The 12,531-nt window shown below is 48.4% G+C and carries 13 protein-coding genes and 2 pseudogenes; 3 read left to right on the forward strand and 12 right to left on the reverse strand.

Annotated features, from left to right (window positions below; genetic code table 11):
* The first annotated feature begins 43 nt into the window (after window positions 1-43).
* From AB5217_RS18060 to AB5217_RS18070, 3 genes are read left to right on the forward strand one after another with little or no spacing between them, the layout of a single operon-like run.
* Window positions 44-496, forward strand: a complete 453-nt coding sequence (locus AB5217_RS18060) for a M23 family metallopeptidase (protein ID WP_008771124.1) — start codon at window positions 44-46, stop codon at window positions 494-496.
* A 16-nt stretch (window positions 497-512) separates the two neighbouring features.
* Entirely contained in the window at window positions 513-671 is a 159-nt protein-coding gene (locus AB5217_RS18065) for a hypothetical protein (RefSeq protein ID WP_004311895.1), read from the forward strand.
* A gap of 45 nt (window positions 672-716) precedes the next feature.
* Entirely contained in the window at window positions 717-1,463 is a 747-nt protein-coding gene (locus tag AB5217_RS18070) for a toprim domain-containing protein (RefSeq protein ID WP_004318633.1), read from the forward strand.
* Between the two features lie 126 nt (window positions 1,464-1,589).
* On the opposite strand, the gene AB5217_RS18075 is transcribed toward AB5217_RS18070, so the two are convergent.
* The 12 genes and pseudogenes from AB5217_RS18075 to AB5217_RS18130 form a co-directional block, all read right to left on the reverse strand.
* Complete coding sequence (locus tag AB5217_RS18075; protein ID WP_004308096.1) at window positions 1,590-1,751, reverse strand: hypothetical protein; 162 nt, start codon at window positions 1,749-1,751, stop codon at window positions 1,590-1,592.
* A pseudogene (locus tag AB5217_RS18080) lies at window positions 1,752-2,495 on the reverse strand (DNA adenine methylase).
* Between the two features lie 38 nt (window positions 2,496-2,533).
* Window positions 2,534-4,546, reverse strand: a pseudogene (mobC, locus tag AB5217_RS18085) (conjugal transfer protein MobC).
* Window positions 4,547-4,579: 33 nt separating this feature from the next.
* Window positions 4,580-4,879, reverse strand: coding sequence for a hypothetical protein (locus AB5217_RS18090; RefSeq protein WP_004308101.1), 300 nt, complete (start codon window positions 4,877-4,879; stop codon window positions 4,580-4,582).
* Window positions 4,848-5,021, reverse strand: a complete 174-nt coding sequence (locus AB5217_RS18095; protein ID WP_162864683.1) for a hypothetical protein — start codon at window positions 5,019-5,021, stop codon at window positions 4,848-4,850. The genes AB5217_RS18090 and AB5217_RS18095 overlap by 32 nt, the downstream gene beginning before the upstream one ends.
* On the reverse strand, window positions 5,018-5,704 hold the full coding sequence (locus tag AB5217_RS18100) for a relaxase/mobilization nuclease domain-containing protein (protein WP_004308102.1): 687 nt from the start codon (window positions 5,702-5,704) through the stop codon (window positions 5,018-5,020). Before AB5217_RS18100 ends, AB5217_RS18095 begins: the two co-directional genes overlap by 4 nt.
* A gap of 89 nt (window positions 5,705-5,793) precedes the next feature.
* Window positions 5,794-6,138, reverse strand: coding sequence for a conjugal transfer protein MobA (gene mobA, locus AB5217_RS18105; RefSeq protein WP_224202605.1), 345 nt, complete (start codon window positions 6,136-6,138; stop codon window positions 5,794-5,796).
* Window positions 6,139-6,380: 242 nt separating this feature from the next.
* Window positions 6,381-6,998, reverse strand: coding sequence for an RteC domain-containing protein (locus AB5217_RS18110; protein WP_004308105.1), 618 nt, complete (start codon window positions 6,996-6,998; stop codon window positions 6,381-6,383).
* Between the two features lie 214 nt (window positions 6,999-7,212).
* A complete protein-coding gene (locus AB5217_RS18115) occupies window positions 7,213-8,499 on the reverse strand; it encodes a sigma-54-dependent transcriptional regulator (protein WP_004308106.1) in 1,287 nt (428 codons plus the stop codon).
* On the reverse strand, window positions 8,477-10,882 hold the full coding sequence (locus AB5217_RS18120; RefSeq protein WP_004312905.1) for an ATP-binding protein: 2,406 nt from the start codon (window positions 10,880-10,882) through the stop codon (window positions 8,477-8,479). Before AB5217_RS18120 ends, AB5217_RS18115 begins: the two co-directional genes overlap by 23 nt.
* 234 nt (window positions 10,883-11,116) lie before the next feature.
* Window positions 11,117-11,653, reverse strand: a complete 537-nt coding sequence (locus tag AB5217_RS18125) for a methylglyoxal synthase (RefSeq protein ID WP_008775197.1) — start codon at window positions 11,651-11,653, stop codon at window positions 11,117-11,119.
* A 54-nt stretch (window positions 11,654-11,707) separates the two neighbouring features.
* Complete coding sequence (locus tag AB5217_RS18130; protein ID WP_008643581.1) at window positions 11,708-12,526, reverse strand: arginase family protein; 819 nt, start codon at window positions 12,524-12,526, stop codon at window positions 11,708-11,710.
* Window positions 12,527-12,531: the final 5 nt, after the last annotated feature.

A 12,531-nucleotide genomic window follows, 5' to 3' on the forward strand; every position in this document is an offset into this window, starting at 1 on the left:
CCACTCTGCCCGACAGTGAAAGTCTTTCATATGAGACAGCCGGTTGCCGGTTACCGTACTGGCCGATTATCCTATTCTGTATCCATTGAATGAAAGTCGGAGGAGGTATGCCGTTTCTTCCGGTTTCGGTATAAGGATGCATCCGGTGAAAAAGAAAAGGATACTCCATGCCGGAGTGGATCTTGCCGCACCCTATGGCACGCCGGTCTATGCTTCAGGAAGCGGGAAAGTCGTTGAAGCCAGGTATAGCAGCAGTTACGGCTGGTACATCGAAATCCGGCACGCGGGCGGCTTTTCCACGTTGTATGCACACTTGAGCAAATTGCATGTGAGGAAAGGGAGCGATGTACGCATAGGTCGGCATATCGGCAATGTCGGTCATACCGGCATAGCGACCGGCAACCATCTGCATTTTGAACTGAGAAAAAACGGGAAGCCGCAGAATCCGTTGCAGTGGGTGATACTAAAGGATTCCCGTTCTAAAAAGAGTCATTAATTTAATCCGTTACACAATGAACATTGAAGAAGCCAAGAGCATTCAGTTGGAGGATTATCTCCGGCGTATGGGGTTCAACCCGGTAAAACAACAAGGGGACAGTATCTGGTATTGTTCCCCTTTCCGTGAGGAGAAGACACCTTCTTTCAAGGTGAGCGCATCCCGCAACCTATGATACGATTTCGGCATCGGACAGGGAGGGGACATCATCACCCTGGCGATGGAGCTTCAAAAGACGAAGGATATCTCTTATGCGCTTAAAACGATAGAGGGACATTTTCCGGCTGCTTTCCGTCCGGTAGCAGCCTCTCCCCGGCAGGCGGAACCGCAGGCTACCGGCTACCGGCAGGTACGCATTGATCCGCTGACGAACCCGGTCTTGCTGGGATATCTCAAAGAAAGAGGCATCTTGCCTGAAATCGCAAGGGAAGCATGCAAGGAAGTGCATTTTCAGAACAAGGGAAAATGGTATTTTGCCGTAGGCTTTGCCAACCGGAGCGGCGGGTACGAGATCCGTAACAAATACCTAAAAGGCAGCATATCGCCCAAAGAGATTACCCATATCAAAAATGGCAGCGACCGTTGCATAGTGGTTGAAGGCTTTATGGATTATCTCTCATACCTCACGCTCAAGGCTACGCATCCCGGTAACGGACAGCCTAAAGGAAACGGTCCGGACTATATCGTTTTAAATTCGGTCAGCAATGTAGGCAAGGCTATCCCTGTCTTGAAAGAGTATAAGAGTGCCCTCTGCCTACTGGATAACGATTCCGCCGGAAGGCAGGCTTTTCAGCAGATGGCGCAAGCCGGATGCCCGGTCAGGGACAAGTCCGACTGCTACCGGGAGTATAACGATTTGAACGATTACCTGTTGGGCAGGAAGATGGCGCAGGAGAACAAGACGGATCATCAGCACGAAACAGCCCCGAAGCTGATTGAAAAGCCTGCAAAGAAACAGTCCGGTTGAAAATTATAAAATACTGGTCCTTGTCTGATGCATGAAAGGCAGGCAATAAAAAAGAGAGTCAAATCCCTGCTGGAGGGAATTTGGCTCTCTTTTTATTGCTACCCGGCTACCACCGGATATTTATTCTTAATAATTTCTGATCAGCAATTCATTGACCGCTTCTCTTTTCTCGGCTATGGAACAGATGGAACGGAAGATGCTGATTCGCTGGATATGGAAACCGGCATAGAGGTCGTCGAAGAAGGTGTTCTCAGGGTTCTTTTGCCGGGGATCGGAGTTGGAAAGCATTCATTTGGCACCGGTTTCACCTATTCCCTTGCAGAAATTTGCCAGGTTGATCTGCTCTTCATCTCCGAAGTCCTGTGGCATGTAGGAGGTGCAGGAGTTACCCTCATTGACCGGCTTATAAGGCGGGTCAAAATAAAATAGGGAGTTGGCTCCGGTGTATTCTGCGGTCTGCCGGTAGTCACCGTCCAGAATCACAACATCTTGCAGCAGCTTGTGGTTAAAGCGGATCAGTTCCTCTTCCAACAGTTTTACCCGTCCCCCGGCACCAAAAGTGACGGACAGCTTTCCGCTATGGTTCACGGAGTAGATGCCGTTATAACAGGTACGCATGAAGAAGATAAACAGGGCGGCACGGGTGATGTTATTCGGGTTTCCTTCATTGTAGTAGGTACGTTTCTCCATGAAGTAGACCCTTCTTCGGGTATGTTCCTCCAGCGCGATGTATTCGTCCTGTATCCGGGCAAGCACTTTAATAAGCTGCTCCGGGGATTCCTTGATGACGCGGTAGACATTGATCAGAGCCTCGTTGGAGTCGTTGATGACGCAACGGATTTCCGGATAGGCTTGTCTTATTCAGAAGAAGAGGGCGCCGCCACCGACAAACGGTTCTACATAGGTATCCATCTGTCCGAAGTCTTTCGGAAGGGATTCGATAAGTACGGGAAGCAGTCTTCTTTTACCTCCCACCCAGGGGAAGCAGGGTTTTCCCGGCAGGTTGGCCGGAGAACTTTTCTTTTTTTCCATGTTTACAACATTTAAATGATTAATAAATTAAATAGGGATTATTCATCGTCTGCCGTTTCCAGCAGGTGTTTCAAGTTGGGATCATTTTGGATGCGAAGCAGCTCTTTTTCGATGATTTGCGTCACGTCTTCCTTGATTTGATAGTAGTTCCTTTCGATTTCCTCTTGCATGTGGTCCTTACCATCCGCACCGGTAAAGTCGGTTATGACGGGGATAGGCTTGTAGGCTTTTGTTTCGGCGGCTACCCGTTCATTGTCCACCACGATCTCGCAATGGAATATCTTCTGTTCTATCTTCTCCCCGAAGTTGTCGCAGACACTGCCGACAAACTCTCCTTGCGAGAGGTTGGAGATTTTGGAGGCAGGTATCAGCGAGTCGAGCTGGGTACTGATATTGGTTGAGGTGTCTTCACGGGTCATATTAATGGATTTGCGCTGTTGGAGCACTTTCCCAAACCTTTCAGAAAGGTTTTTCGCTGTTTCTCCGACCACTTGCCCGGAAAAGATATTTCCAATTGTGTTCTGGATCACCCGCGCCTCCTTATCACCGTAGTCACGTATTAACTGGCTGAAATCCTGTGCTCCCAGACATACTGCCACTTTGTTGCTACGGGCGGTAGCGATCAGGGTGTCAAGTCCTTTAAAGTAAAGTGTGGGAACCTCATCCACTAGAATAGAGCATTTGAGCCTGCCTTTTCGGTTGACCATTTTAACGATACGGGCATTATACAATCCTAACGCACATGAGTAAATATTCTGTCTGTCAGGGTTATTGCCGACGCACAAAACTTTGGGTTCCTCCGGATTATTGATATCCAGCGTGAAGTCATCTCCGGTCATAATCCAATATAAGGCAGGTGAGATCAGCCTTGATAGCGGAATTTTGGCGGAAGCTATCTGCCCTTGGAGCTGCTCCATCGCACCACCTTTCCATGCATCCATAAAAGGTGACAGGTAATTCTCCAGCTCCCGGTAAGAGGTCAGTATGGTGAACAGGTCGGAATACGGTTTATTCAATAGCTCTATGGCATGTGGGAAGGTGCAGAATTTCCCGTTTTCATAGATTTTAAGATACCAGATCACCACCGCAAATAGCACAATCGGGCTTTCTACAAAGAAATCTCCCTGCTTTTGAATCCAACTCTTGTTCAAATTTAACATGATTACATACGCTGATTCGTATGCATCCGCGATATCGGATAGAAACGAAGGATTGAGGGGATTGCACCGGTGGCTGTATCTGGGATCATCGAAATTAATCACATAAAATCCGACCGGCTTGGCATACTTATCCTTGTTTTTAAGCAGCTGGTTATAAGCAATTATGCTTAAATCCGGATACTTAAAATCATAGATATAGGCGGCGAATCCTTTCTCTATCTGCTGGCGGATATAGTTATTGATGATGGCATAACTCTTTCCTGATCCCGGCGTGCCTAATATCAATGAGGCGCGGAAGGGATTAATCACGTTTATCCAGCCTGAATAGGTCTTTCGTTGGTAACGGAAACGGGTGGGCAGGTTTACCGAGTATTCATTGGCAATCAACCTGCGCTCCTGCATGAAGCTCTCGTTCTCGTCGTTAAAGACGTCATCCATGAGTTGGTTCTTCAACAGGCGGCTGATCCAGGTTCCGGCGGTAAGCAGGCTGATATATCCGGCAGCTACGGTAGCTACATATAATAAGGTTAGAAGCGCGACGGGGAAGCGTGCCGTCAGTAAGAGCTCGCTACCAAAAAAGAGCAGCATCCCGGCTATAAGGTAACAGCCGATACTCCTTCATGACATCTCCACGTCCTTCCGTCCTTTCGCTCCCATGCATGAGAAGAAAAGGAAGAGCAGACTGAAGGACTTGCTCACCAGCGAATGGGAAAACAGCCCGGTATCCCGCTGGAAATTGAGCAGTATCTTGTCCACGACACCGATGTTCAGGTTCATGGAAAGAAAATAGGGATAGCAGAAATAATAGACATTCATCACTAAAAATAGGATGCTGATGGCCCTCATGAAGTCAAGGTTCTTATTGAGCCCTCTGGTTTCGTCTTGTGACATAAGCGGTATGATAATTAATGGTGATACATTTTATTAGCCCAGATGCGGACCTCTGCGTTTTCTCTTTTTCTTTTTCCCGTAAGGGCTTTGCGTCAGGTCGTCTGCCGGATACGGATAGGATTCCAAAGAGAATATATCAAGCAGTCCTTCCACCAGCTCCGTCTCTTTCATTTCCGGTTCGGACGGATGGATAACAGGGGCTTCTTCAGTCTTTTCCGGTGGGATCGTGCCGTACTTCCGGTTTATAACCGATGCCGAATATTCTTTGCCCAGAAGCGAGCCCTTGAATACGGTCTTTGAGTTATGGTCGATGTAGGTCACGCCATAGATCACACCGGAATCGTTCTGCCAGAGTATGGCGGCAATGCCTTTTCCAGAAAGTTCCTGCAGGAATCCCTGACGGGTGGGCTGTCCTTGCAGGGCGGTAGCGATAGCTTCCTTCGTCTGTACGGGTACGGGATGTCGGGCAATTCATTGTTTGCTTTTCACAAATTTCTTTTGGAGTGCCTCGTAGCCTACGCTTTTACCGATCTTGCTGGATTTGATGGCTACGCCGGTCCGTTCTCCTTTTTCATCGGTAGCCGCATAGACCAGTCCATGATAGGTCTTTCCCTTTATCGTCTTGTGGGCCTCTTCCACCGTTACATGGAAAAGGCCAAGCAGGGCTTTAAACTCCTTGACGGATTGGAACTTGTATCCCTGCATGACGGGCTTGACCACATTGGCTATCTGATGCTTGATATCCCCCTTCCGGTAATCGACGGCAGTCAGCGGCAGGGATTCCCGTCGCTCCATCTTCTCGGCGGGTAACAGATGGTATTTCCTCTCCAGCTCCCGGCAAACAGCGGTCGAGCGTTGCCATTCTTTGTAATCTTTAATTTTCTTTCCCTGCTCGTCAATACGCAGGGAGACGATATGGATGTGGGGCCTGCCGATATCCTCATGCCGGTAGATGATATAGGGTTGGTTGCCATATCCCATTTTTTCCATGTATTCCTGGCCGATAGCGGTCAACTGTTCATCGGTCAGCACATCGTCCGGGTGTGGATTTAATGAAATGTGGATAACGGGCTTCTCAGTCCGGCGGTTAGCCGCCAGATACGGTTCGAAGGAACGGATGCAGTGCTGGATGGTCGGATGGCCGTCTGCCGGTTCCATGATCCGGTTTCATGCCAGTGGCCGTGCCTGCTGCTTGTCCACTTTTTCTTGATTGTAGTATAATGCCCCGTAAACGGAGGCTCCTGATGTTATTTTTGCAACCATTGTTCAAATTCTTGGGTGAGACGGATAATCTCCCGGTTGAGAGATATTAGTTCAATAGTCAGTTGCTCCAATTTATAGAGCATGGCAAGAGCCTTCTTTTCGGATAGTCCGGTATGCAGAGCTTTGACTGCCTGGTTATAGTTTACTCCGATCCGGCGGTATTCGCTCTGCAGGTTGGTCAGCTTGATGTAGTAGTCCGTTGCCGCCTTATCTATTTTCACGACTTTCATCGGTTTGTCGAAAAGGGCGGCAAGGATGAACTGGGATTTATTATTAGCTCCCGAATTCTCAAAGAGCCTCTCAAACTCGATGTTCTGGAGTTCGTCCAGACGGAATCCGTAATAATAAGAATGAAGTTCTGATTCCTCTTTGGGATTCCGTCCGCCTCTTCATTTGCTCGAAGTGTCAGCCCGTCCGGGTTTGCGTGTACTATTGATTTTAGCCATATCTTTTCAGGTTTTATTTATCCGGCAGCAAAATAAGTGATAATTTTGATACGAACCTAAAATCGGAAAGTGACTACAAATGACAAGAGATGACTATTTGTGACAGGGGGTAAAAATACCCCTGTTCACTTCCCGTTTCCGCAAGCCGCGATGTTCTTTTCAAAGGTTTCCTTTAGTTTGGGCAGCAGGACGGAATAGTTCTTTTTGCGCCGGGCAAGGTCGGCACGCAGGTCATATGGTTTGGGAATGGCAACATTGAAGAGTTTCTCAAAAGCGGAAACGATACCGGCGAAAGAGAGGCGTTTGCCGCTTTCGTCCGTAATCAGCCCGCTGTAATCCAGCGAGGAGATCAGTTCCATCAGGTTGACCAGCGAACCTTTCCAATGGAGCGATGAAAGAAACGAGGAAGGTGTCGTGATGGTTCCGGGGTACTGTACACCAAAATTGACCAGCTCTATTTCCGCCTCCACCAGCAGGAGGCATTTGTCCAGATAGAATTCGGCTACTGCCGTGTGGAAATGTCCTGTTCGGGTGAATAACTTCTTTAGGGAAATCAGTTCTACCTTGCTGTGAAGCAGATGGCGCAGCCTTTCCGATACGGAAACCGATTCGATGGCGAGGTCGTAAAGGTATTGTTCATATTCGGTATAGGAGGAAGAGAATTCTTCATCGGAAACTGTCTGTTTTGGGCTTGAAGCCAGAGATAAATAATTGAATATACGGCATTCTGTAAATGGTTTCATACGGCATACATTTGATTTGTTTATACCGGAGTAAGCCAAATGAAATGCCTCTGCTATCGTTTAAAGCTCTATACCTTTTTAAAATACTGACAATCAACAATAAACAAATTTCATATAGAAACGGGTGTAAATAAAAAGTGTAAGCCGTCCTTGACAAGAATGTTAGGACGGCTTACACTTTTGTAAACCTCATTTGCTTCGGGTTATCCTCCGGTCAGTCGATGATATGGTATTTCCTTAGTTTCTCATACAGGGTAGTCCGGCTGACATTGAGCAACCGGGCCGCCTTGGAACGGTTGTCACCCGTCTTTTCAAGGGTCTGGAGAAGCAACGCCTTTTCTTTTTCTTCTTCCGTCCACTGCGTTTCTTCTTCTTTAGGAAGGGAGATTTCAAGGTTCAGGTCTGAAACGGAAATCCATTGCTCTTGGCAGATGAGTACGGCTCGACCTATTACATTCTTCAGTTCACGGATATTCCCCGGCCAGGGATATTCCAGCAGTGCCGCCTCTGCCAGCCGGTCAAAGCCACGAAACGATTTATGGGCCTTGGCGCAAGTGAGTTTCAAGAAAAAATAAGCCAGAGGAAGGATGTCTTCCCGGCATTCTGCCAGTGTAGGAATCCGCAGAGTGAACTCATTGAGCCGGTGGAACAGGTCTTCCCGGAAGCGTCCTTCTCCGATGGCTTTTTCCAGATTCTCATTGGTGGCGGCAACCAGCCGGATATCAAAAGAGTATTCTTTCGTGGAACCTACCGGCTTGCAGCGTTTCTCTTGCAAGGCCCTGAGCAGGAGCATCTGTGTCTTATAGGAAAGGTTGCCTATCTCGTCCAGAAACAATGTCCCTCCGTTAACGGCACGGAACAATCCGACCTTGTCGCTTTCCGCACCGGTAAAGGCTCCCTTCTGATGACCGAAAAACTCGGAGGCGGCAAGCTCATCGGAAATGGCCCCGCAGTCGATAGCCAGATACGGCTTGTTCTTCCGATGGCTCCGGGCATGTATCTCGGCTGCAATGTGCTCCTTCCCGGTGCCGGAAGCCCCACGGAGCAGAACGGAGATGTCGGCACAGGCAATCATCTCTATCAGACGGTACATCTCATGGGCTTTAGGGCTTTCACCTCGGTAGAACTCCTGTTCGTTATCGTTTTTATCCAGTATCTCCGTTATCAGAGCCAGGAGATTGTCTGGCTGCACAGGCTTACACAGGTAGTTGATGGCTCCCAGTTGCATGGTTGTCACCGCATTCTCCACCTGTCCGTAGTTGGTCATGATCAGAAAAGGGATAGAGTAGTACTTCTCATTCATCCATTTCAGGAGCGAGGTGCTATTTCCGTCCGGCAGGCGCAGGTCTGCCAGTATTAGGTCGAACTCCTTTTGCCCGATGGCTTTACGGGCATTCGCAAGGGTTGCCACGCATTCGGTTTTCATCCCTTTTTTCACCAGCCAGTTGCTGATGCTACGGCTGAACACAATATCATCTTCAATAATCAGGATTGTTTTCATAGGCTTTCCTCCCGTATTTTTCAGCGTATACTATCAGTTTTTCCACTGCCCGGATGATGTCCCGCATTTCCATGGATTGTCTATTGGTCCACTCTGTCGCAGGTTCTGTCACCAGTTCCCGTAAATGAGACAAGGGGAAATCCAGACGGACGGTTTCCCATAGGGGCAGGTTCTTATGCAGGATGGAGGCGGCGGCCTCCTTGTCTTGTCGGTCTAAGGCAGCGGTTAATGCGGCAAGGTCTTTCCGGCTCTCTTCGATAAACAGGGCGAGCATTTCCTCCCTGTTGTCCTCTCCTGAAAGGATGAGTGAGAAATCGGGAGCATACTCCTTTCTGTCTTTTTCTCCTATCACTTGTGCCACTGTATTTATCAGTTCTTCCATAGAGAATGGTTTATGGATGCAGCCCGAAAAGCCGCCCGACAGATACTCGTTGTCATCATCCACCCGTGCCGTTACCGCTATGACGGGGATTGTCTTTGCGTTCTCCATATTGGATGCCCGGAGCAGTTCAAGTATTCCGTAGCCGTCCGTTTCAGGCATCTGTATATCCGTCAGCAGCAGGTCATATCTTTGTGACCGTAGCCGGGTAACCAGTTCACGGCTGGTCTGGCAGCAGTCGCACCGCACTCCGTTACGGTTAAACATCTCTTTGGTAATGTTCAGTTGCATCCGGTCGTCATCAATGACCAGTACGTTGATTCCATCCAGATGATAATCAGTAGCGATGCGTGTCTCATCCATCTGGGTGGATTCATCCGCCTCAAGGAGTGGCAGGAATGCGGTAAACGTGCTGCCTTCACCCGGTTTGCTTTTTACGGTAAGGCTTCCCTGCATCCCGGAGACCAGCCTGCTTGCAATGGCCAGCCCCAATCCGAAACCGGGAACATTACGGGCATTGTCCAACCGTTCAAAAGCTGTGAATATCCGGGTTGTTTCTTCCTCCGTCATCCCGGTACCGGTGTCCTGTACCGAGAAATGCAATTCTTTATTCCGGTATTCCGCTTGCAGGCGGATTTCACCTTGCCGGGTGAATTTAATGGCGTTGGAAAGCAGATTGTTCAGGATTTGCTGGAGCTGGGAACGGTCACCGCTTACTACCACATCCAGACCGGAAAAGGCGGTTGTCAGCCGCAGCTTTTTCTTTTTGGCCAGCGAACCGTAGTTCCGGGCTGTTTCGCTGAAAAGGGTCTCCAGCCGGAAAATCGAAAGGATGGGTTTGTTCCTGCCGGTATCCAGCAGGTAGAATCCGATCAGCGTATTGACCAGCCCGATCATGTAATCGGAAGAATGGAGTATATTTTCCGCATACTCGTCCTTGCGGCTCTTCTTTTCTTCCCCGGGGAGCAGTTCGGCGCATCCTTTGATAGTAGCCAGTGGCGCACGAAGGTCATGAGCGATGGTGAGCATCATGCGTTTTCTGGATTGTAGGAGCTCCGTGTTCTCACGATTGGAGGCTTCCAGCTGACGCTGATACTGGTTTATCCTGTTCAGATCCCGGTGGATGATAAGATACAGGAGGACGGTCAGCAACGAGATGAGGACAGCCAGCAGAGAGACCGTATGGAACGAGCGGTCGCGTGTGGAAATGAATTGCCTGTAACGCTCATCAAGCCGTATTCCAGCATCCGCCTCAAAGTCCCTGACAATCCGGTGTAGCCTGTGGTTCAGGTCCGTGTTGTTACTGTACAGGAGGTCCATCTGTTCCAGCAGCCTTTCCCGTTCGGCTTTCTGCATGTCGGTCACCTCCCTGTCAAGGGAGTGCAGCATGCTCGTGACAGATGTGGTACCCTGATGTTTACCAATGGACTGTCGCTGGCGTTCCAGCTGTTCCTTCTGCTGCAGATAGGCCGATTTTTTCCTCCCGGGCCTGATGAATGACCAGAAACCCTTCTTCGGAGTTTCCTCCTCCTTCTTTTTCTCGGCAGGAAGGACATCCGCCTGCTGGATATGAGACACGATTGCCGGAATCTTGCTGTTCACGATCTCGCCGGTCTTGCGCAGACGCCCGAACGTGTCCATGACCGTGTCTAACAACAGTTCCTTTCTTTCCAGCAGCAGGCATAACGAATCTATGCGCGACTGTTGTTCGGGAGACTTCACATACCTTTTCAGTGTCTGCAACATGTTACAGACACTGTCTTTTTTTGTGTGGTAGAGTCCAAGGTCGCTTTCATCCCAGACGCTGGCTGTTTCACCGTAAGTGGCCAGTCCCAGCAAGCCCGCGTATGTTTCTCCGGCCAGATGCCGGATACAGGCCAGTTCATGCTCATCCTGTCGCAGGCTGTTCCGCCTCGTCTGTTCCTTGCGGAAGATATGAATGGTCAGGACGAGCAGGAGAAGCAGTATGACATATCCTAAAAGGATTTTAAGTTTCAACCACATGGAAGTCTTCATTCTTATATTGGAATCCTACAAAAAGGCGTGTTCGCTCATATAAAAGGGAATAATAGAAACTTATGATAAAAGTTTATTACTGTTTCAAACCATTTGAGGATACCTCGCAAGTTTGCTATCACACAGTTGATCTTTTAATCTTTTTTTATACTCACAGAAAGGATAGGAACCTGCTTTTTATGACTGAAACATATCACATCCCCTTTATTGGACATTACATTCTCATTCGATCATATTGTTTTCATTTCGGCTCATCCGTTTCTTCACCCGTTCTACTGCTTCCGATACAATTTCTTTGTTTTCAAAGCGTTGTGTATAATTGGTATAGTCTGGATGAATCCGTTTGTAGGTCGGGTCAAGAAACAAAGGACTGGAAATAATATGGTCCGCTGTCGAACGGTTACAACAGAAAACTATATTTTCAACTCCCGCCAGCCGGGTCAGTGCCTTTACATCCGTGTCATGTGGCTGCAATGTCATCGGATCCGTGAAAAAGAACAAATAATCAATCTCTCCTTCCACAATACGTGAGCCCATTTGCTGGTCACCACCTAAAGGACCGGATTTCAGAATCGTGATATCCCATTCTGTTTCAGGATGTTTCTCTTCGAGCGCTTTTTTAATGAGTGTACCGGTGGTTCCCGTACAATAGAACTTATGCCCTATCAGACGTTCCGAGTTCCAAAGAACCCATTCTATCATGTCCTTTTTCATTGCATCGTGTGCAACCAGACCGATTTTACGAACAATTGTTTTCATCATAATAATAAAATATGGTTTATGTGATAATATAATTAACAATATCCAACAGCTTTATAAAAAACAGGAGAATGACTGTATGAGTTTGAGCAGCTCCTTGTTCGCCCGGCTGTCCACGGTGGCTTCCCGCCTCTCCTCAAACAAAGTAAGCGTTGCGGAGCATTCCCCGCAGATATCAATGCCGACTACACGTTCCTTTCGAAGGACAATTGCCAGTAATTCCTCCAGTTCCTGCAGGCTGAAAGACCCTTGATCCCAGTCTGTTACTGCGGATGCCGGGTTCAGGACATCCTTGTCTATGGACAAGTAAACCGGTCCTTCAATATACGCAGAGGAGAAATTGTGCCAGCCCTTCTCGTGAGCTAACGTCGCTTCGCTATAAAAACTGACTCGTTGTCCGTATTCTTCCGGTACGGTGCGTATCAGTTTGTCCGATGCACCGACTATCACCACTTTCTTGCAAAGCATATTCCAGTCTAACATGTCTTTTACCCAGCTCCCACAAGAAAGCATGCCCTTGAACAAGGGAGGCTGCATGTCGGGGTGATGGTCGAATACAATCAGAGAGAACGGAACTCGAAGTTTGTCTGTCCATAATTTGGTCAGGTAATGATAATTGCCCGAATCAATGAAATGGATACCTTCCGCTGGATAACCGGCAATCACCCGCTTCAATTTTCGTATCCCCTCCTTGTCACAGTAACCTCTCGTTCCAGAAAGGTGACGGCAGTCTAGCCAAATGAACTGATTGTTCCGTGCAAATACCTCATGGGCATACACACCGGTGAAGTTCATGATGACAACCGGCCAGACGGTTTCTCGGTCCGCCTTCTTCTTACACCGTCCATTTGTCAGTAACTCTTGCTTATTCATGTCCG

Origin of the sequence: Bacteroides sp. MSSM.1001136sp1_RTP21357st2_D2_RTP21359_211015 (assembly GCF_040913205.1) — a bacterium.
Lineage (GTDB): Bacteria > Bacteroidota > Bacteroidia > Bacteroidales > Bacteroidaceae > Bacteroides > Bacteroides ovatus.